The following is a 21,321-nucleotide window of genomic DNA, read 5'->3' on the forward strand; positions in this document are numbered from 1 at the left end:
TGATTTTTCCGCCTGAAAAAGGTACGTTTTCGCCTTAATTCCTGCGTGGACATACCAGCATTATGCCGATTATTCAGTCTGTTGAACGTGCGTTGCAGATCCTCGACCTGTTTAACGAGCAGGCCACCGAGCTTAAGATCACCGACATCAGCAAACTGATGGGGCTGAGCAAAAGTACCCTCCACTCGCTGCTGAAAACCCTGCAGCTTCACGGCTATATCGATCAGAACCCGGAAAACGGTAAATATCGCCTCGGCATGAAGCTGGTGGAGCGCGGCCATTTTGTGGTGGGCTCAATCGATATTCGCCAGAAGGCGAAAGGCTGGCTGACGGAGCTGTCGCAGCGTACCGGGCAGACCACCCATCTGGGGATCCTGGACGGCCGTGAAGGCGTTTATATCGAGAAGATTGAAGGCAAGCTGGCGGCTATCGCCTATTCACGCATTGGTCGTCGGCTGCCGGTTCACGCCACCGCCATCGGCAAGGTGTTGATTGCCTGGCTTGGCGAGGCCGAGCTGAACGCCCTGCTTGAGGGCTATCAGTACACCACCTATACCCCTTCCACCCTTGCCTCCCGCGACGCGTTGCTGGAGGCCCTCGCAGAGACCCGCGAGCAGGGTTACGCCTTCGACCGCGAAGAGAACGAGCAGGGCGTGCGCTGCGTGGCGGTACCGGTGTGGAACCATGAATCCCGCGTGATTGCCGCCCTGAGTCTGTCGACGCTGACGTCGCGGGTGGATGACGCCGAACTGGCCAGCTTCCGCGAGCAACTTCAGCAGGCCGGGCTCCAGCTCTCACGCGCGCTGGGTTACCCGGCCTGAGCCGCTATTTCGCGGCCGGTTCGTAGGTGAAATAATCAAAGTCAGCGTGGCAGCCGTCACCGCTGATGTCTTCGCAGTGCAGGCCGACAAACGCGCCGGTAAAGAAGCCGCGGCCGCCGATGTAGTCATCCGACAGTTTCCACGCTTCATACGTCACCGGCACGGTGTGCCACGTCTCACCGTCAAACGAGTAGCTGTAACGGTAAACCAGGGTGTCGACGTCAACCCGTAACCAGATGCTCTCTGCGCTGTCCGGTACCGGGATCGGCTGTTCATGCAGCGGCCACGACGGCACGTTGTGGTCAAGCTGGATCACTTTAATCGTTCTGCCCTGCCCCTCCTCGTAGTCCACAAAGCAGTAGCTCCAGTTTTTACTGTTGTAGTAGCAGGTCAGCCCGGCGCTCTGCTGGAAGTGAACCGGCGAGAACTGCATGCGCGTCTCTGCCCGGAAGGCGAAGTGCTGCCAGCGGCGTGCCACGGTCGACTGGGTAAAGGTCGAGTTGAGCGAGTCGTTGCCGTAAAGCCGCAAATACCCCGGGCGCACGCTCAGCGAGCCGAGGCTGTCGTCGAACGGAATGCGCAGGGTCTGCAGCTCCGGGTCAAGCGTGCTGCCGTCGAAATCCTCCCGCCAGCTGTCCCGGGAGGCGGCGGGCAGCTCCGCTATCTGCGGGCCGGGGACGGTCAGCTGCGCGTGTTTGCCGCCGTCAACGTACGGCCAGCCGTCGCGCCATTCGATGCGCGCAATGCCGGTCTCGCGTCCCAGCGGGCAGTAGCCGCGCCCGCCCGAGGCCAGTAGCGGTATACCCGGCAGGCGCAGCGGTCGGCTGGTGAGGTAGGCCATATACCACTCCCCGGTGTGGGTCTGCAGCAGCGAGCCGTGGCCGCTCTTCTGCAGCGGGTTCTCCGGCAGATGCCAGCTGGTCATCATCGTCACGTCCGGATGCAGCTCGTACGGCCCGTCGAGCGTTTTTGAGCGCAGCACCACCACCGCGTGTTCATAGCTGGTGCCACCTTCGGCGACCATCAGGTAGTACCAGCCCTCTTTACGATAAAGGTGCGCCCCTTCGGTGTAGCAGAGCGGCGTGCCGGTAAACAGGGTTTTGCGCTCGGGCGAAAGGGTGCCGGTCTGCGGGTCAAACTCCTGCATCACGATGGTGTTATGCGGATTGCTGTGATGGCGAGGCCCCCACGGGCGGTAGAGGTAGTATTTACGGCCATCGTCGTCGTGGAACAGCGACGGGTCAAACCCTCCGTTGCCCATCGGGATCGGTTCGCTCCACGGCCCCTCGATGGAGGGCGCAGTGACGAGGAAGTTACGGCCATTTTTCCACGGCGAATCGACAATTTTCACGTCGGTGTACAGCAGCCAGAATTGGCCATCGGCGTAGCTCAGGCACGGCGCCCAGATGCCGCCGGAGTCCGGGTTGCCCTTCATGTCCAGCATCGACACCCTGTCCAGCGGCGTGCTGACCAGCGACCAGTTCTTCATGTCGCGGGAGTGGTAGATACGCACGCCCGGAAACCATTCAAACGTCGAGGTGGCGATGTAGTAATCCTCCCCCTGACGGCACAGGGACGGGTCCGGGTTAAAGCCGGTGAGGATCGGGTTTGTTATCGTTGTCATGTTGCCTCCTGTTAATGGGATGCGGCTGTCGCAGCGTCGGGCACGGCGTCACCCTGCGTTGCACGGTGCTTAATCAGCTGCTGGCTGATGGCCGCCACGCGGGCGTCGGTGAGTTTGTAAAACGACAGCATGATGAACATGCCCACGTAGAGCACCACCGGCACCACGCAGAACAGAATTTTAATGGTGGTCAGCACTTCGACCGGCTGCACGCTGCTGCTGGCGGAGTAGTTCACATACGCCAGGATCCAGCCCACCACCGCACCGCCAATCGCCAGACCGATCTTCAGGCTGAACAGGTAGGTGGAGAACACCAGCCCGTCGAGACGGCGTCCGCTGCGGCTCTCCTCGTAATCCACCACGTCAGAGGCCATCAGCCACTGCAGAGGCGTGGTGGTGTTAAAGACGAACAGGAACAGAATGTTAAGGGCGAAAATCAGGGCGATATGTTCGGCCGGGATGAAGAAAATCAGCAGGCTGATCAGGGAGTAGGCCACGATAATCCACTTGAAGGCGGTCACCCGGTCAAAGCGCCCCAGCAGGCGGGATGAGCAGAGCGAACCAAACATGGTGGCGAGGCTGCCGTAAAGCAGAAACTGCGTCGCCATCTCCGGGTGATCCATGACGTATTTCACGAAGTAGAGCGTCGCCCCGCCGCGGACCACATTGGAGCAGGTCGCCATCATCTTGAACGCACACATAATGCGCCACTGGGTATTGCCGAACAGAAGCTTGAGGTCTTTCGACACCGACGACCCCGGCTGCACCTCAAAGGTGTAGCGCTCTTTGGTGGTGAAGAAGCAGACGTAGAGCAGCACCACGCCGCTCAGCCCCAGCACGCACATGGCGCCGAAATAGCCAACCTGCTCATCGCCTTTACCAATGATGCTCACCAGCGGCAGCGCAATGCCACTGATGGCCAGCGATCCCGCCGCCGCGAGGAAAAAGCGCCAGGACTGCAGCGCGTGACGCTCTTTCGGGTCAGCAGTGATGACGCCCGGCATGGCGCAGTAAGGGACGTTAACGAAGGTGTAGACCAGGGTCAGCAGAATGTAGGTTATGCAGGCATAGATGATTTTACCCTGCGCGGAGAAGTCCGGCGTGTAGAAGGTCAGCACGCAGACAATCCCAAACGGGATCGCGCCCCACAGCAGGAACGGGCGGAACTGGCCGTGACGCGTGCGGGTGCGGTCAACCAGCAGCCCCATCAGCGGATCGGTGACGGCATCCAGCACGCGGGAAACTAAAAACAGCGTCCCCATAATGCCTGCCGACAGGCCAAACACGTCGGTATAGAAATAGGCCAGCAGGAACATGGTGGCCTGCCAGACAAAGCCGCAGGCGGTGTCACCCAGCCCGTAGCCAATTTTATCTTTCATGGTTAATTGCATCATTACCCCCAACGGCAGTACGTGGAACAGTGCAAACGCCAGGGTCCTGATTCAGGCAAATAAATGCCCGGTGCATCATCAGGAATACACCCTTATTTCGTGTGCTGAATTCACAACATCGTGTTAATAGAGTGTAATTAAGTGTTCAATTAACCGACAATGGTCATATCTTATTTCTGAATTATGATATTTTGCTTTTGTGACGCCACTCGACATCCTGATATCATTTAAAAACCTTGTTTTTCATGTAATTAAATTATTTGCGCAATAATAAAAAACAGACATGCAAAAGCCGTCCACGGAATATTTTCCGTAGACGACAAGAGCCAGAAATATAATTAAAGACCGAGCGCTTTTTTACCGGCGTTAATTACCTCGAGGATTTTATCGGTGTCATAAATACACCCTTTCCAGGTGCCGCCACTCACCGACTGCAGAGCCGCCCACAGGCGGGTATCGTCCGGCAAAAATGCGTGGGCGTGCAGGTCAGGATGTACCGGACGCGACGCCAGCACGCGCGCCCCCTCTTCCGGCGTCAGCGGCTGTTCCGCCGTGCCGATAAAGTTAACGCTGCCCGTTAAGGACAGGCGGTCGACGCTGATCTCAATGATATCGTTGTCGCGCAGCTTGCCGATGGGGCCACCTGCGAGCGCTTCCGGCGACACATGGCCGAAGCACGCCCCGGTTGATACCCCCGAGAAGCGTGCATCGGTGATCAGCGATACCGTCTTGCCCCACGAGATATGTTTCAGCGCGGAGGTTAGCTGGTAGGTCTCTTCCATGCCGGTGCCGGACGGGCCTCCGCCAATCACCACCATAATATCGCCCTGCTGGATCGCTTCCTGCTTGATAGCCTTGATGGCCTGCGCCTCAGAGACAAACACCCGCACCCGGCCGGTATGGCGGTAAACGCCATCGTCATCCACAACAGACGGGTCGATGGCCGTGGCTTTGATCACCGACCCTTCGGGCGCGATATTGCCGGTCGGGAAGCAGACCGTCGAGGTCAGGCCTTTCGCGTGGGCGCGCTCAGGCGGCAGGATCACGTCATCCGGATCGACGCCGTCCTGCTCGCGCAGGCACTGACGAAAACGCGCCCGACGCGCTGAGTTTTCCCACCAGTCGAGGTTCTCCCCGACCGTCTGGCCGGTAACGGTCATGGCATCTTCATGCAGCAGCCCCAGCTTGCGCAGATGGAGCATCACCTCCGGCACGCCGCCCGCCAGGAAAGCACGCACCGTCGGGTGGTAGTCCGGGCCGTTTGGCAGCACGCTCACCAGACGCGGAACCTTACGGTTGATGCGTGTCCAGTGCGCCACATCCGGAATGGTGCAGCCCGCCGCATGGGCAATCGCCGGGATGTGCAGCAGCAGGTTGGTGGAGCCGCCAAACGCCGCGTGAAGCACCATGGCGTTTTCAATGGCTTTGTCGGTCAGGATATCGCGGGTCGTGATCCCACGGTTATCCAGCTCGCTCACCGCCCGCGCAGACTGACGGGCAATCTCCAGCCACACGGCCTGCCCGGACGGGGCGAGCGCAGAGTGCGGCAGCGCCAGACCCAGCGCTTCGGCCACCACCTGTGACGTTCCCGCGGTGCCGAGAAACTGACAGCCGCCGCCGGGTGATGCACAGGCGCGGCACCCCAGCTCGGCAGCCTCCTGCAGCGACAGCTCATGGTTAGCGAAACGCGCACCAATGGTCTGCACTTTTCCGGCATCTTCCCCCACGGTCGGCGGCAGCGTCGCCCCACCCGGCACCAGAATGGTCGGCAGATCATGCATGGAGGCCAGCGCAATCATGGTCGCGGGCAGCCCTTTATCGCAGGTTGCCACGCCGATCACCGCTCGCCGCGTCGGCAGGGAGCGGATCAGACGACGAAACACGATCGCCGCGTCATTACGGTACGGCAGGGAGTCGAACATGCCGTGGGTGCCCTGAGAGCGTCCGTCGCACGGATCGCTGACGAAGGCCGCAAACGGGATCCCACCATTACGGGTGATCTCCTTCGCCGCCGCCTGCATCTGCATGCCAATCTCCCAGTGCCCGGTGTGGTAGCCCAGCGCAATAGGTCGCCCGTCCCCGGCGCGAATGCCGCCCTGCGTACCGATAATCAGCACCTCTTTGCCGGTCAGCTTGTTGGCGTCCCAGCCCATACCGGCGTTTTGCGTCATGCCAAACAGGTTACCGCTGGGGGATTCCATCAGCATTTGCGGCGTCAGCGGCAGCGCCCCCTGCGGCCCGGCCGCATGGGTGATGACGGCATAAAACGCATCGTCCTGTGGGGTGAAAATTTTCTCAATGGTCATCGTCGTCTTCCGGCTCAGCAGAGCTTGAGCTGTTGCAACAGGGTTTTCAGCTGCGCCTTACGCGGTTCATCCAGTGGCGACGCGGGCGGCAGCACGTATGTGGAGATCGGGCGGCCGCACAGCACAATCGCCTCTTTAATGACGTTCACAAACGGCGTATCGAGCTGATACATCTGCGGTATTTGCAGCAGGACCTGGTGGTATTCGGCCGCCTTCGCCACCTCCTGGTCACGCCAGGCCTTCAGCAGATTCACCGACACCTGCGGAGCAAAGTTACCGCTGGCCGAGATCGCGCCATCGCCCCCCAGCAGCAACGTATTAAACAGATGATCGTCATAGCCGCACAGCACCGTGAAGTGCGGATGGGCAGATTTGACGGTGTGGATCATGCTGCGCAGATGGGCGACGGAATCGATCGTGTCTTTGATGCCGACAATATTACTCCGCGAGTCGGCCAGGGTTTTGACCAGCGCCGGAGTCAGATCCTGCCCGGTCAGCGCCGGGAAGTTATACAGCATTACCGGCAGCGTGACGCTGTCTGCCACCTGTTCGAAATAGCGGATCAGATTCGCTTCTGACACTTTCCAGTAGTACGGGTTGATCACCACGATCCCGTCGGCGCCGGCCTGCTGCGCATGCTGGCTCAGTTCAAGGGTTTCCCGGGCGTTGGTGCCACCGGTGCCAATCAGCACCGGCACCCGGCGATCGACATGATCGATAGCAAACCGGGCAATGGTTTTACGCTCTTCGGCGTTTAACTGGGAGAACTCGCCGCCGCTGCCCAAAAAGAACAGGCCATCGACGCCTGCGGCGATCAGGTCGTCGATCAACGCGGCGGTGCCGTGTTTATCAAGCTGTCCATCGGCGGTAAAGAGGGTGGAGACAGGGGGGATGATTCCCGTGAACAACGCGGTCTGCGGCATGAGATCTCCTTGCTGAATTATTTTGTTCTACATTATAGAACGGCGTTCATTAATTTAACGATCATACTATGACGCAGAAAAAGCGCAGGTAAATGGGAGGCGATGAGGGAGTGCGGAAAATATAAGCTGGATCACATAATGACGGGCTGCGGCCTGATGCTTTCACCCTCTCCCACGGGGAGAGGGAACGTTTTACCCTTCTCTTACGCTAACAGGGCTTACCCCACCAGCATTTTCACCACCACTTTACGCACCTTCGCAGGCGCGCCCACCGCGCACAGCGGCTTGTGCACTTCACCCGGATAGAACACCACAAAATCACCTTCACTTAACACCACCGTTTTCTCCTGCCCGCCCTCGGGCAAAAACGCGATGTCTTTATCCGCCAGCCAGTCGGTGTCCGGCGTACCGTGCGGCAGGGTACTGAAGGTCATCCCCTCCTGGCCTTTCATGATTATCTGAATATCCAGATAGCGGGCGTGATACTCAGCGCGGCGCTCGGCAAATGGCTGGGTCATATCTTCAGACACCAGATAAAACAGGCTGTTGCCGTCGATGTCGTGTTTGCCGCAGGGGGTAGCATCGGTAACGTGCGCCTTGACGTACTCGATAGCCTGACGCAGTTCTTCAGGCAGCCAGGACTGCAAATGATGGATGTTGCCAGCGATCATAAATAAACCCTCAATGTAAAACAGCGTTTCATTTTAATCTTTTATACGAGAATTCAGACTGTCCTACCACCGCTTTTTCGATGAGTTTTGCGCGAGCGCATGTTTATCGGGAAATGTGTTACTCCACTGTTAATCGCTCACAGGCATTTATGCAGTCTTTATGCATAACCTCAGCCCTCCGCTTTCAGGCCGTGATGCTAACTTACTGATCGTATACGCTTCATAGCAAAACTCTCTGTGACTTCACACTTTATCATTTTGGTAATTTGCTATTAAATCCCATAATTATTTATTGATTTTTCTTAAGTCAAAAATAGTTAATGGATAATAGTGCATAGTCATTCTGCGCGCCGTTTAATTATCATTAAAATCAATACCATAACTAAATATGTCAAAACATTAAATTCTACAAAATAATAACAACTCCAAATAATGCCAACGGATCCTGCTTAGCTATTCACCCGCAAATATAATCAAATTAATCATTATCTGATACGAATCATGCAAATGAAAACAAACTCCTTAATAGCCATTTTCACGTGAGCGATGTCACAATATTCATTATTTAAGCGCCTACTATAAATCTCGAAATCAATTGAGCTTAGCCGCCATGTAAATAAAGACATCACATGGCGCATGCCCTTTTTATTCTGAAAAACAGTTAAAGGAATAATTATGGAAAAGCATTACGTCGGTTCTGAAATTGGTCAATTGCGTAGCGTTATGCTGCACCGCCCAAATTTAAGTCTGAAACGTTTAACGCCATCGAACTGCCAGGAGCTGCTATTCGATGATGTGCTCTCGGTTGAGCGGGCGGGTGAAGAGCATGACATCTTCGCTAACACCCTGCGCGAACAGGGTGTGGAAGTCCTGCTGCTGACCGACCTTCTCACGCAAACGCTTGATATTGCGGAGGCCAAAACCTGGCTGCTGGAGACGCAAATCTCTGACTATCGCCTCGGGCCAACCTTTGCCGGCGACGTGCGCGGCTGGCTGGCAGATATGCCGCACCGCGAACTGGCACGCAGATTAAGCGGCGGATTAACCTACGGTGAAATTCCGGCAGCCTTTAAAAATATGGTGGTGGATACCCACACGGCAAATGATTTTATTATGAAGCCACTGCCTAACCATTTATTTACCCGCGATACCTCGTGCTGGATTTATAACGGCGTGTCAATTAACCCGATGGCCAAAGCGGCCCGCCAGCGTGAAACCAATAATCTCCGGGCCATATATCGCTGGCACCCTGCATTTGCCGATGGCGATTTTATTAAGTATTTCGGCGATGAAAATATTAATTACGACCACGCCACGTTAGAGGGCGGCGACGTATTAGTTATTGGCCGCGGCGCAGTGTTAATCGGCATGTCTGAACGCACCACGCCGCAGGGCGTTGAGTTCCTCGCCAATAGCCTGTTCAAACACCGCCAGGCCGAGCGCGTCATCGCTGTGGAACTGCCAAAACACCGCTCCTGCATGCACCTCGATACCGTCATGACCCACATCGACGTGGACACCTTCTCCGTCTACCCGGAAGTGGTGCGCAAAGACGCTCAGTGCTGGACGCTCACTCCGGACGGCCGCGGTGGCCTGCTGCGCACCCAGGAAACGGATCTGCTGCACGCCATTGAAAAAGCGCTCGGCATTAATCAGGTACGCCTGATCACCACCGGCGGCGACGCCTTTGAAGCCGAACGCGAACAGTGGAATGACGCGAATAACGTGCTGACCATCCGCCCGGGCGTGGTGATTGGCTACGAGCGTAACGTCTGGACCAACGAGAAATATGACAAAGCGGGTATCACCGTGCTGCCTATCCCGGGTGACGAACTGGGACGCGGCCGCGGCGGCGCGCGCTGCATGAGCTGCCCACTGGAACGCGACGGAATTTAAAGGAGCCATCATGGAACGAAAACCCACTCTGGTTGTGGCGCTTGGCGGTAACGCATTGCTGAAACGCGGCGAGCCGCTGGAAGCGGAGATCCAGCGCCAGAACATCGAGCTAGCGGCCCGCACTATCGCCGGGCTGACGGAACAGTGGCGCGTGGTACTGGTTCACGGCAATGGGCCACAGGTTGGGCTGCTGGCGCTGCAAAACAGCGCGTACGACAAAGTCACCCCCTACCCGCTGGACATCCTCGGCGCCGAAAGTCAGGGAATGATCGGCTACATGCTCCAGCAGGCGCTGAAAAACAATCTGCCCCAGCGTGAGGTGAGCGTCCTGCTCACCCAGGTGGAAGTGGACGCCGCCGATCCGGCATTTACTAACCCGACCAAATACATCGGCCCGGTCTACAGCGAAGCCCAGGCAAAAACGCTGCAGGCGGAGAAAGGCTGGGTGTTCAAGGCCGACGGCAGCTATTTCCGCCGGGTGGTTCCCTCTCCACAGCCGAAACGCATCGTTGAGAGCGACGCCATCACGGCACTGATACAGCGCGATCACCTGGTGATCTGCAACGGCGGCGGCGGCGTGCCAGTGGTGGAAAACGCCAATGGGTATCACGGCATTGAAGCGGTGATCGACAAAGACCTCTCTGCCGCCCTGCTGGCGCGCCAGATTGAAGCCGATGCCCTGCTGATCCTGACCGATGCCGACGCGGTGTACCTCGACTGGGGCAAACCAACCCAGCGTCCGCTGGCACAGGTCACGCCGGAACTGCTCAGGGGCATGCAGTTTGACGCCGGTTCGATGGGGCCAAAAGTGGCCGCCTGCCGCGAGTTTGTCGAGGCCTGCAACGGCATCGCCGGGATCGGCGCGCTGGCCGACGGGGCAGACATTCTGGCGGGCGAGAAAGGCACGTTGATTCGCCACTAAACCGTATTTTCCCCTCACCTTCCCTCTCTCACTGTGGGCGAGGGTCGGGGTGAGGGCACCAGACAACACCATTTTAAAAGGGACGACCCAATGACCATCAATCTGAAAAACCGTAACTTCCTCAAACTGCTGGACTACACCCCAGCAGAAATCCAGTACCTGATCGACCTGGCCATCGAACTCAAAGCCGCCAAAAAAGCCGGACGTGAAAAACAAACCCTGGTCGGGAAAAACATCGCCCTGATTTTTGAAAAAACGTCCACGCGCACCCGCTGCGCTTTTGAAGTCGGTGCCTTTGACCAGGGCGCACAGGTGACCTACCTCGGCCCAAGCGGCTCGCAGATTGGCCACAAGGAGTCGATGAAAGACACCGCCCGCGTGCTGGGGCGGATGTACGACGGCATCGAGTATCGCGGCTACGGCCAGGCCATCGTGGAAGAGCTGGGCGAGTATGCGGGCGTGCCGGTGTGGAACGGCCTGACCGACGAGTTTCACCCCACGCAGATCCTCGCCGACCTGATGACCATGCTGGAGCATGCTCCGGGCAAAACCCTGCCGGACCTGAGCTTTGCCTACCTTGGCGACGCGCGGAACAACATGGGCAACTCCCTGATGGTCGGTGCCGCCAAAATGGGGATGGATATCCGCCTCGTCGCACCGAAATCGTTCTGGCCGGAAGCCGGGCTGGTTGAGCAGTGCCGCGCCATCGCCAAAGAGACCGGCGCACGCATCACGCTCACCGACGACGTGGAAGAAGGCGTACACGGTGCCGATTTCCTCTACACCGACGTGTGGGTCTCGATGGGCGAGCCGAAAGAGGCCTGGGCCGAGCGCGTCAGCCTGATGAAGCCTTACCAGATTAACGCCCAGGTGATGAAAGCCACCGGCAACCCGAACGTCAAGTTCATGCACTGCCTGCCGGCGTTCCACAACGAACACACCAAAGTCGGCCGTGAAATCGAGATGGCCTACGGCCTGAAAGGGCTGGAGGTGACGGAAGAGGTCTTCGAATCACCGAACTCAATCGTCTTTGACGAAGCAGAGAACCGCATGCACACCATTAAAGCGGTCATGGTGGCGACACTCGGCGACTAATCACCGCCCGGCGCGCCACGGGGTGCGCCGGGTACAGGAGAACATCATGGGCAAGTTCAAGTTTCCCTCCGCTTACACCATTCTCTTTTTTCTGATTGCCGTTGTGGCGGCACTGAGCTGGGTCGTACCTGCCGGTCAGTATCAGATGGCAATGAATGAAACCCTCGGTAAAGAAGTGCCGATTGCCGGAACGTACGCGCACGTGGCGGCGCATCCGCAGGGGCTGGTTTCCGTACTGATGGCCCCCATTGCCGGGCTGTACGATCCCGTTTCCGGCCAGGCCGGGGCGATCGACGTCGCGCTGTTTATTCTGATCATCGGGGGATTTCTCGGGATCGTCACCAAAACCGGGGCGATCGACGCCGGGATCGAGCGCGTAACCACCCGCCTTCGCGGACGTGAAGAGTGGATGATCCCGATCCTGATGGCGTTGTTCGCGGCTGGCGGCACCATTTACGGCATGGCCGAAGAGTCCCTGCCCTTTTATACCCTGCTGGTCCCGGTAATGCTGGCCGCCCGTTTCGATCCGGTTGTCGCCGCATCCACCGTGCTGCTCGGGGCGGGGATCGGCACGCTCGGCTCCACCATCAACCCGTTTGCCACGGTGATCGCCGCTAACGCCGCCGGGATCCCGTTCACCAACGGTATCGCCCTGCGCGTGGCGCTGCTGGTGATCGGCTGGATCATTTGCGTGGCATGGGTGATGCGCTATGCCCGTAAAGTACGGTTGGATCCATCATGCTCCATCGTCGCAGACAAGCAGGAAGAGAACCTCGCCCACTTCCTCGGCAATAAAGGCGAGCAGTCGCTGGAATTTACCCCGGTGCGCAAAATCATTCTGCTGATCTTCGCCCTCGCCTTCGCGGTGATGATCTACGGCGTAGCGGTGCTGGGCTGGTGGATGGCGGAGATCTCGGCGGTATTTTTGGCCAGCGCCATTATCGTCGGGCTGATTGCCCGCATGAGCGAAGAGGAGCTGACCTCGACGTTTATCAACGGCGCGCGAGATTTGCTGGGCGTCGCGCTGATTATCGGCATTGCGCGCGGTATCGTAGTCATTATGGATAAGGGCATGATTACCCACACCATTTTGCACAGCGCGGAAGGGCTGGTCAGCGGGTTGTCCACGGTGGCGTTTATCAACGTGATGTACTGGCTTGAGGTCGTGCTGTCGTTTCTTGTGCCTTCTTCGTCCGGCCTGGCCGTTCTGACGATGCCGATCATGGCACCCCTTGCTGATTTCGCTAACGTCAACCGCGACCTGGTGGTTACGGCTTACCAGTCGGCCTCCGGCATCGTTAACCTGGTCACGCCGACCTCAGCGGTTGTGATGGGCGGTCTGGCGATTGCCCGTGTGCCTTACGTGCGTTACCTGAAATGGGTTGCGCCGCTGCTGGCGATCCTGACGGTGGTGATTATGGTGGCGTTAAGCCTGGGTGCCTTGTTGTAATTTGCCGGCTGGCACTGCGCCTGTCCGGCCTACGGACCGGTGCGGTGCCACCGGTTATGTCGGGAACTGATATGGGAAATATGATGGATTACGAAGACTGCTCTCCCAGAGAACAACTGCAGCTAACGGTGTGCCAGCAGCTGATCGCCGAAAAGAGTTATCTCTCCCAGGAAGAAATCCGCCGCGATTTGCAGGAGAGAGGGTTTGACAGCATCAGCCAGTCGACCGTTTCGCGTCTGCTGAAATTGCTCGGTGTCATAAAAATTCGAAATGCCAAAGGGCTAAAGATTTATTCGTTGAATCCTCAGTTGCGCCCTGCCCCCGATGCCGCGCGTACCGTTTCCGAAATGGTGGTGAGCGTGGAGCATAATAGCGAATTTATCCTTGTTCATACCGTGGCCGGATATGGCCGTGCGGTGGCGCGAATTCTGGATTATCACCAGTTACCGGAAATTTTAGGTGTGGTTGCCGGAAGCAGTATCGTCTGGGTCGCTCCCCGGGTGGTAAAGCGTACTGCGCTGGTGCATAAACAAATTAATTATTTACTCAGAACGAATTAATATTCATAAAGAACCGTTTGCATTGAGTAAAGTGTGCATTAAACCCCTTGATCCGAAAATCGAGCTGCGTATAATGCCCGACAATTTGCCGGGAGGAAGCATGGTCAAGCGTGTACGACATAACGTCTTACCGCGTCTGAAATCAGACGCTGGCCTGCCGTTTTTCTTCCCGTTGCACAATCTATTCCCAGAGCCCCTCATTTGAGGGGCTTTTTTTTGCCCGGCGTCAGGAGATAAACATGAATCCGCTTTATCAAAAACACATCATTTCCATAAACGACCTCAGCCGCGAAGAGCTGGAACTGGTTCTGGAAACCGCGGCAAAACTGAAGGCAAATCCGCAACCGGAACTGCTGAAGCACAAGGTGATTGCGAGCTGCTTCTTCGAAGCGTCGACCCGCACCCGCCTCTCCTTCGAAACCTCCATGCACCGCCTCGGCGCGAGCGTGGTGGGGTTTTCAGACAGCAGCAACACCTCGCTGGGTAAAAAAGGCGAAACGCTGGCGGATACCATTTCAGTTATCAGTACCTACGTTGATGCGATTGTGATGCGCCACCCGCAGGAAGGCGCGGCGCGTCTGGCGACCGAATTTTCCGGCGGTATTCCGGTGCTGAACGCCGGAGACGGGGCCAACCAGCATCCGACACAGACCCTGCTGGATCTGTTCACCATTCAGGAAACGCAGGGCCGTCTGGAAAACCTGAACATCGCCATGGTGGGTGACCTGAAATATGGCCGCACCGTTCACTCGCTGACCCAGGCGCTGGCGAAATTTAACGGCAACCACTTCTTCTTCATCGCGCCGGACGCGCTGGCAATGCCGCAGTACATCCTCGACATGCTGGACGAAAAAGGGATCCCGTGGAGTCTGCATGCCAGCATCGAAGAGGTGATGGGCAACGTTGATATTCTGTATATGACCCGCGTGCAAAAAGAGCGTCTGGATCCGTCTGAATACGCCAACGTGAAGGCACAGTTTGTGCTGCGCGCCAGCGACCTCGACGGCGCACGCGAGAATATGAAGGTGCTGCACCCGCTGCCGCGTATCGATGAGATCACCACCGACGTGGATAAAACGCCGCACGCCTGGTACTTCCAGCAGGCCGGAAACGGCATCTTCGCCCGCCAGGCGTTACTGGCACTGGTTCTGAATCGCGAATTGGCTCTGTAAGGGGAAATGACAATGACACACGATAACAAACTCCAGGTTGAAGCCATCAAACGTGGCACCGTGATTGACCACATCCCTGCCCAGATCGGCTTTAAGCTGCTGACGCTGTTCAAGCTGACCGAAACCGACCAGCGCATCACCATCGGCCTGAACCTGCCGTCGGGTGAAATGGGCCGCAAAGACCTGATCAAGATTGAAAACACCTTCCTGACCGACGAGCAGGTTAACCAGATCTCTCTGTACGCGCCGGATGCCACCGTGAACCGCATCGACGAGTACGAAGTGGTCGGTAAATCCCGTCCCAATCTGCCGGATCGCATTGAAAATGTGCTGGTCTGCCCGAACAGCAACTGCATCAGTCATGCTGAGCCGGTTTCGTCCAGTTTTGCAGTGAAAAAACGTGCCGATGACATCGCACTCAAATGCAAATACTGCGAAAAAGAGTTTTCTCATTATGTGGTGCTGGCCAACTAATTGAGGTTGGTAAAGGATCCCGGCCTCCCTATAATGGCCGGGAACATTTAATCAGCTGTTATTCTGGAGAAATCATGACCAAAGTACTCGCGACGGAAAATGCACCAGCGGCTATCGGCCCATACGTTCAGGGCGTTGATCTGGGTAGCATGATTATTACCTCTGGCCAGATCCCGGTGAACCCAAAAACGGGTGAAGTGCCAGAAGACGTGGCGGCGCAGGCGCGCCAGTCGCTGGAAAACGTACAGGCTATCGTGGAGTCTGCGGGTCTGAAAGTGGGCGACATCGTGAAAACCACCGTGTTCGTGAAAGATCTGAACGATTTCGCGACCGTTAACGCCACGTACGAAGCATTCTTCACTGAGCACAACGCCACTTTCCCTGCACGCTCCTGTGTGGAAGTTGCGCGTCTGCCTAAAGACGTGAAAATTGAAATCGAAGCGATCGCTGTACGTCGCTAAGTTTCAGTCAGGGGGCAGCCGACGCTGCCTTTGCGCCCGGCAGGCAATGCGCTACCGGGCGTTTTGCTACTGATTCCGCGTCGCCCGTAGCAGCGTTTCCAGCGGATACACCGCCGCAATCACCACTTCATCCTGTATTTTCGCCGCGTTATCCAGCTCGCCCTGAATAGAGGCAATCTCGTTGTCATCCAGCGTCCCCTGACGCGCCACCAGATCCGTCAGCCGCAGGCCAATCGAGGCCAGCTTATCCACCTCCTGAATAACCGGTTTAATCGCCTTCAGTGCGTAGCTGTTTTCACTTAATGCCAGCGCATCGCTGGTGTTGCTTTGCCAGCGGTTGAAGACGTGGCGCAGCGCGTCGGCGCTTTCCGTGTCTTCCGCGTCGCTGACCAGGCGGTCAGCCCATTTGTTCATCTGGCGCACCGTGGCACTTTCGGCGTTGAGCGCATCAGCAAACCGGTTAAGCGGTTCGAACTGATGGTAATTTCCGGCCTGGAACTTAAGATGCTGACGGGTGTAATACTGCGCCGGCTCGATTGCCTGCGCGAGGATTTGCAGCGGAAGGGTATCGGCGTTATTCGCCAGACGCGTGAATTGCACCTGCTGCTGAGTATGCTGCTGCAGCCCGACCGAGACCGTCGACCAGCTGTCCATCGCCTGCAGGCGGGTGTACATGTTGTCGACATCGTTAACGTCCTGCGCGGACCATAACCGCTCCGCCACCGCAAAGGTGCGCGGCCACAGGCGGATATCCAGCACCGGTGCGACCACGTTTTCCGCCCACAGCGCGGCTTCCCCGCCGAGCAGGTTCACCTGATGAGCGGCGTCCGGTACCACCGGCGGGATGCCTTTGGGGATATCGTCCAGCCGCTTGCCGCTAATGGGATAGCGGGCATTGCCCACCAGGAAATAGCCGCTCAGCTTATCGTTGTCCACCGACACCACCGGGCGCGTTTCGCCCATCCAGGTATCGACGGTAAACGTCACCTGATTGTCGTCGCGCCACGCAATATCCTGTACCGCACGACGGGATTTCCCGGCGAAATCAATAAATCCGCGCCAGCCGGAATCCCCTTTCACCAGGGTGAAACTCCCCTCCACCGGCTTGCCTTTCAGACGCGGCATGGTGAATGACCAGCTCTGGGCGCTGTCGGTGTCGCCAATCACATCCTCGCCGTTTAACCCCTGCGGCACAATTTCATTGCGGTAGTGATAGGCGGTGGACTGGGGCTGATCGAGGTAAAAGCCGGTCGAGAGAATGCCTTTATAGCCCTTCTGCGCCACCTGCCCCAGCGCGTCCTGGCCCTGCCAGGACTGGATCAAGATGCTTTTTGGCAGATCAGGATGAGCAATTTCATCCCAGCCCACCATCTGCCGGTGGTGTTTTTCGAGGATATTTTCCAGCTTGCGGTTGAAATAGGCCTGCAGGGCGTGGCTATCTGCCAGTGTGTTGTCGCGCATAAACTGCTGAATGGCGGCGTTCGCTTTCCACTGGGTGTCATCCACCTCATCGCCGCCAATATGCAGATACGGATCGGGGAAGATCGCCGCCAGTTCACTGACCATCGCCTCCGCAAACTGATAGGTCGCCGCTTTTGTCGGATCCAGGACCGGTTTCAGCACGCCCCAGTGGCGCTCCATCACATACGGTCCCGGGGCGCTCATCAGTTCCGGGTAGGCCACGGCAATCGCCGAGGCGTGGCCCGGCATGTCGATCTCCGGCACTACGCGGATGCCGCGCTCGGTGGCATAGCGCACAACGTCGCGCATCTGTTCCGGCGTGTAAAACAGCCCGTCGCTGGCGAGCTGCGTGAGCTTTGGATAGCGTGTCGAGCTGAATCGCCAGCCCTGATCGTCGCTCAAATGCCAGTGCAGCACGTTGAGTTTTGCCGCCGCCATACCGTCAATCTGCCGCTTGATATCCGGCAGCGGGATAAAGTGTCGTGCCGAGTCAAGCAGCAGCCCACGCCATGGGAAGCGGGGGGAATCCTCAATAGTGACCCACGGCAGAGAGGTGTTTTCCGCCCCGTTTTGTATCAGCTGGAGCAGGGTTTCCATGGCGCGCAGCGCGCCAAAACGGGTGTTGGCGGTGATATCCACGCCACTGGCATCGACCGTGAGCGTATAGCCCTCATCGCTGTCCGGCAGCGGCTGCGGCTTCACTTTTTTGGTAATAGCAATGCGGATGGTGGGCTTGTCCGGTTTAACGGCCTGCGGCTGTAGCGTCCAGCCGGTTTGCAGGGCGATGCGCTGGCGCAGACGGTTGACCGCGTCGCCGAGGTCGTCTCCGGTAACGCTGACGGAAAGGGTGTTGCTGAGTACCAGCGCGCCCTGCGTCGCTGGACGTTCAACCTTCGCAGGCCAGGGCATCAGGGGAAGGTCGCCTGCCGGAGCGGCAAACGCTGACGCGCCGAGCATCAGCCCGGCGGTTAAGAGACTGTACCGTAACATGAATGTTCCTTATCTGACGGGCCAAATAAAGGCAAAACATTCAGTTAACATGCGCTCATTTTGTCGTCAAGCGAATGCGCTGACGGAGATCACAGGTTGTTGAATTTGGGAGGAAACGTACCCCTCTCCCGTGCCGGGAGAGGGGGGAAATCACTGCCACCCATACCGACGGCTATAGAAGCCTTTGACCATTTGCGTCAGCACCATGTAGCCCGCGAGGATCGCCACCAGCCACGGGAAGTAGCTCAGCGGCAGCGCCTGCAGCTGGAGGTAGCTGGCCAGCGGCGAGAACGGCAGTGCAATGCCGAGCGCCATCACGATGCCGGTCATGACAATCAGCGGCCACGCGGCCCGGCTCTGAATGAACGGGATGCGACGCGTACGGATCATATGCACAATCAGCGTTTGCGACAGCAGCCCTACCACGAACCAGCCGGACTGGAACAGCGTCTGGTGTTCCGGCGTGTTGGCATGGAACACAAACCACATCAGGCAGAAGGTCAGAATGTCGAAGATGGAGCTGATCGGGCCAAAGAACAGCATAAAGCGCCCCAGATCGGACGGGTTCCAGCGCTGCGGCTTCTGGATCTGCTCGTCGTCCACGTTATCAAACGGGATGGCGACCTGAGAGACATCGTACATCAGGTTCTGTATCAGCAGGTGAAGCGGCAGCATCGGCAGGAACGGCAGAAACGCACTCGCCACCAGCACGCTGAAAACGTTACCGAAGTTGGAACTGGCGGTCATCTTGATGTACTTCAGCATGTTGGCGAAGGTACGACGTCCCTCGATAACGCCCTCCTCCAGCACCATCAGGCTCTTTTCCAGCAGAATGATATCCGCCGCTTCACGGGCAATGTCCACCGCACCGTCTACAGAGATACCAATATCCGCCGCACGCAGGGCGGGCGCATCGTTAATGCCGTCGCCCATAAAGCCCACCACATGCCCTTCGCGACGCAGCAGGGTGACAATGCGCTCCTTGTGCATGGGTGTCAGCCGGGCGAACAGCGTGGTGCGCTGCGCAAGCGTCGCCAGCGCATCATCGGAGAGGGGCTCAATATCACTTCCCACAACGACGTCACCCGCATCCAGCCCCACTTCATGACACACTTTGGCGGCCACCAGCTCGCTGTCGCCGGTAAGGATTTTCACGGTGATGCCGCTGGCCTTTAACGCTTTCAGCGCAGGCGCGGTGGTCTCTTTCGGCGGATCGAGGAATGCGATATAACCCTCGAGGATCAGATCGGATTCGTCGATACGCTGATAGTCCCCTTCGCGTGCAGGCAGGAATTTACTCGCCACCGCCACCACGCGCAGCCCCTGACGGTTCAGGTTATCGGTGACGCGCTTGATACGGCGCAGCATGGTTTCATCCAGCGGCACAATGTCGCCGTTATAGCGCACCTGGGTTGAGACATTGAGGATCTCCTGCAATGCGCCTTTGCAGATCAGCTGATGCACGTCCGGATGCTCGCTCACCACCACCGACATGCGGCGGCGCTCGAAGTCGAACGGGATCTCATCCACTTTCTGCCAGCGCCCGGAAAGCGTGCGGGCAGATTCTTCATCCACGCCTTCGAGCACGGCGACGTCGAGCAGGTTTTTCAGCCCGGTCTGGTAGTGGCTGTTCAGCCAGGCGCTGTGCAGCACGCGATCGCTGGTTTTACCGGCGATATCGGTGTGGTTCTCCAGCACAATTTTGTCCTGGGTCAGCGTGCCGGTTTTATCGGTGCAGAGAATGTCCATCGCGCCAAAGTTTTGAATGGCATCCAGGTGTTTGACGATCACTTTCTGTTTTGACAGTTTGACCGCTCCGCGCGCCAGCGTGGAGGTGACAATCATCGGCAGCATTTCAGGCGTTAACCCTACGGCGACGGAGAGCGCAAACAGCGCCGCTTCCCACCAGTCGCCTTTGGTATAGCCGTTGATCAGCAGCACAATCGGCGTCATCACCATCATAAAGCGGATCAGCAGCATGCTGACGCGGCCAATCCCCTTCTGGAAGGCATTCGGTTCGCTCTCCTGCTCGCTCACGCGCCCGGCCAGCTGTCCAAACCAGGTGTTGCCGCCGGTAGCGATGACCATTGCCTGCGCCGTGCCGCTGACCACCGTAGTGCCCATAAAGCAGAGGGTGTCACACTCGAGCGGGTTCATCTGCTGCGGGTCGCGGGTGCGCGCCACTTTTTCCACCGGCAGAGATTCACCGGTCAGCGAGGCCTGCGCCACGAACAGATCCCGCGCCTGAAGAATACGTAAATCCGCGGGGATCATGTCGCCGGCCGCCAGCTTCACCAGATCGCCCGGCACCAGCTGGTCGATAGGCAGCTCAACCCAGGCGTTCTCCCCGAGATCGTTAATGACGCGCGAGACGGTTGCGGTGTTGCTTACCATCGCTTTCAGGGCGTCTGCTGCGCGGGTAGAGCGGGCTTCCTGAATAAAGTTCAGCAGCGTGGAGATCCCCACCATCAGGGCGATAACCCCGGCGGCAAACAGATCTTCGGTGGCATAGGAGATGATGCCAAGCACGGTCAGCAGCAGGTTGAACGGGTTACGGTAGCAGGTCCACAGATGCACCCACCACGGCGCCGGTTTTTGCGCCGGAATTTGGTTATCGCCATGCACGGCACGGATTTTTTCCACTTCCGCCGCGTTCAGCCCCTCCGGATGCCCGCCAAAGGCACGCCAGACTTCGTTTTCATCCATCGCCGCCACGTTCAGGCAGCGTTGGCTCAGGGAAGCAGGGATCGCTGCAGAGGCCATATTTTTGGCATTTGGCAGCGGGTCGCGCTGAACAAGACGATGTGGCAGGTGGCGGCTCAGCATCGCCTGCAGCTGCCGGGTGATATTTTTAAACATAGTCATTCCCCCGCGCCCGCAAACGCGGACACAGTATTTCCTGCAGGCGTGGCAAGGCCGTACCTGACAGGCACTTAATGTTTTAAGCAGGAACGTGCAGGACGTTGCTGCCTCACATACCGGTGAGACAGCACAAAGGCTGGCTTACCGGAAAGAAAGAACGCTCCCGTTCAGGAGAAGCGTGGGATCGGGATCCATGTCACCTCCGGTAAGTAAAAAAGTAGGGTGCCGCCGCGCAGTATAAG

General features: G+C 57.9%; 17 protein-coding genes and 1 pseudogene. 10 read left to right on the forward strand and 8 right to left on the reverse strand.

What is annotated here, in order from left to right:
* Positions 1 to 62 precede the first annotated feature (62 nt).
* Complete coding sequence (gene xynR / locus QE396_RS14310) at positions 63 to 821, forward strand: DNA-binding transcriptional repressor XynR (RefSeq protein ID WP_020885383.1); 759 nt, start codon at positions 63 to 65, stop codon at positions 819 to 821.
* Positions 822 to 825: 4 nt separating this feature from the next.
* Here the strand turns inward: xynR and QE396_RS14315 are convergent, their stop codons facing one another.
* The 5 genes from QE396_RS14315 to QE396_RS14335 all read right to left on the reverse strand — a co-directional run bounded on the left by QE396_RS14315 (position 826) and on the right by QE396_RS14335 (position 7,736).
* Positions 826 to 2,445: a glycoside hydrolase family 43 protein gene (locus QE396_RS14315; RefSeq protein WP_020885384.1), complete on the reverse strand. Its 1,620-nt coding sequence runs from the start codon at positions 2,443 to 2,445 to the stop codon at positions 826 to 828.
* Between the two features lie 11 nt (positions 2,446 to 2,456).
* Positions 2,457 to 3,839 carry an MFS transporter gene (locus QE396_RS14320; protein WP_072126504.1) on the reverse strand — a complete coding sequence of 461 codons (1,383 nt, stop codon included), beginning with the start codon at positions 3,837 to 3,839 and terminating at the stop codon, positions 2,457 to 2,459.
* Positions 3,840 to 4,174: 335 nt separating this feature from the next.
* On the reverse strand, positions 4,175 to 6,142 hold the full coding sequence (gene yagF, locus QE396_RS14325) for a xylonate dehydratase YagF (RefSeq protein WP_020885386.1): 1,968 nt from the start codon (positions 6,140 to 6,142) through the stop codon (positions 4,175 to 4,177).
* Between the two features lie 14 nt (positions 6,143 to 6,156).
* Positions 6,157 to 7,065: a 2-keto-3-deoxygluconate aldolase gene (yagE, locus tag QE396_RS14330; protein WP_020885387.1), complete on the reverse strand. Its 909-nt coding sequence runs from the start codon at positions 7,063 to 7,065 to the stop codon at positions 6,157 to 6,159.
* 218 nt (positions 7,066 to 7,283) lie between these two features.
* Positions 7,284 to 7,736: a YhcH/YjgK/YiaL family protein gene (locus QE396_RS14335; protein WP_014168409.1), complete on the reverse strand. Its 453-nt coding sequence runs from the start codon at positions 7,734 to 7,736 to the stop codon at positions 7,284 to 7,286.
* Positions 7,737 to 8,411: 675 nt separating this feature from the next.
* Here QE396_RS14335 and arcA point away from each other — a divergent pair.
* From arcA to QE396_RS14360, 5 genes are all read left to right on the forward strand, one after another.
* Positions 8,412 to 9,632, forward strand: a complete 1,221-nt coding sequence (gene arcA / locus QE396_RS14340; protein WP_020885388.1) for an arginine deiminase — start codon at positions 8,412 to 8,414, stop codon at positions 9,630 to 9,632.
* 10 nt (positions 9,633 to 9,642) lie between these two features.
* Positions 9,643 to 10,554, forward strand: a complete 912-nt coding sequence (gene arcC / locus QE396_RS14345; protein ID WP_014168407.1) for a carbamate kinase — start codon at positions 9,643 to 9,645, stop codon at positions 10,552 to 10,554.
* 90 nt (positions 10,555 to 10,644) lie between these two features.
* Entirely contained in the window at positions 10,645 to 11,649 is a 1,005-nt protein-coding gene (argF, locus tag QE396_RS14350) for an ornithine carbamoyltransferase (protein ID WP_020885389.1), read from the forward strand.
* Between the two features lie 46 nt (positions 11,650 to 11,695).
* Positions 11,696 to 13,099, forward strand: coding sequence for a YfcC family protein (locus tag QE396_RS14355; RefSeq protein WP_020885390.1), 1,404 nt, complete (start codon positions 11,696 to 11,698; stop codon positions 13,097 to 13,099).
* Positions 13,100 to 13,179: 80 nt separating this feature from the next.
* Entirely contained in the window at positions 13,180 to 13,659 is a 480-nt protein-coding gene (locus QE396_RS14360; RefSeq protein WP_025205741.1) for an arginine repressor, read from the forward strand.
* 3 nt (positions 13,660 to 13,662) lie between these two features.
* Here QE396_RS14360 and QE396_RS23510 read toward each other — a convergent pair.
* A pseudogene (locus QE396_RS23510) lies at positions 13,663 to 13,780 on the reverse strand (hypothetical protein).
* On the opposite strand from QE396_RS23510, the gene QE396_RS14365 reads away from it, so the two are divergent.
* The 4 genes from QE396_RS14365 (at position 13,760) to ridA (ending at position 15,766) form a co-directional block, all read left to right on the forward strand.
* The gene (locus tag QE396_RS14365) at positions 13,760 to 13,864 is read left to right on the forward strand and encodes a pyrBI operon leader peptide (RefSeq protein WP_168769597.1); all 105 of its coding nucleotides are present in this window, start codon (positions 13,760 to 13,762) and stop codon (positions 13,862 to 13,864) included. The pseudogene QE396_RS23510 and the gene QE396_RS14365 overlap by 21 nt on opposite strands.
* 34 nt (positions 13,865 to 13,898) lie before the next feature.
* On the forward strand, positions 13,899 to 14,831 hold the full coding sequence (pyrB, locus tag QE396_RS14370) for an aspartate carbamoyltransferase (protein ID WP_014168402.1): 933 nt from the start codon (positions 13,899 to 13,901) through the stop codon (positions 14,829 to 14,831).
* A gap of 12 nt (positions 14,832 to 14,843) precedes the next feature.
* Positions 14,844 to 15,305, forward strand: a complete 462-nt coding sequence (gene pyrI / locus QE396_RS14375; protein WP_020885392.1) for an aspartate carbamoyltransferase regulatory subunit — start codon at positions 14,844 to 14,846, stop codon at positions 15,303 to 15,305.
* 74 nt (positions 15,306 to 15,379) lie between these two features.
* Entirely contained in the window at positions 15,380 to 15,766 is a 387-nt protein-coding gene (gene ridA / locus QE396_RS14380) for a 2-iminobutanoate/2-iminopropanoate deaminase (RefSeq protein ID WP_014168399.1), read from the forward strand.
* Between the two features lie 66 nt (positions 15,767 to 15,832).
* Here the strand turns inward: ridA and QE396_RS14385 are convergent, their stop codons facing one another.
* Positions 15,833 to 18,217: a beta-N-acetylhexosaminidase gene (locus QE396_RS14385; RefSeq protein WP_020885393.1), complete on the reverse strand. Its 2,385-nt coding sequence runs from the start codon at positions 18,215 to 18,217 to the stop codon at positions 15,833 to 15,835.
* Between the two features lie 150 nt (positions 18,218 to 18,367).
* Positions 18,368 to 21,076: a magnesium-translocating P-type ATPase gene (gene mgtA, locus QE396_RS14390; RefSeq protein ID WP_020885394.1), complete on the reverse strand. Its 2,709-nt coding sequence runs from the start codon at positions 21,074 to 21,076 to the stop codon at positions 18,368 to 18,370.
* Between the last annotated feature and the right edge of the window lie 245 nt (positions 21,077 to 21,321).

The sequence above is a fragment of the Enterobacter sp. SORGH_AS_0287 genome (assembly GCF_031453695.1).
In the GTDB taxonomy this organism is placed as follows: Bacteria; Pseudomonadota; Gammaproteobacteria; order Enterobacterales; family Enterobacteriaceae; genus Enterobacter; species Enterobacter ludwigii.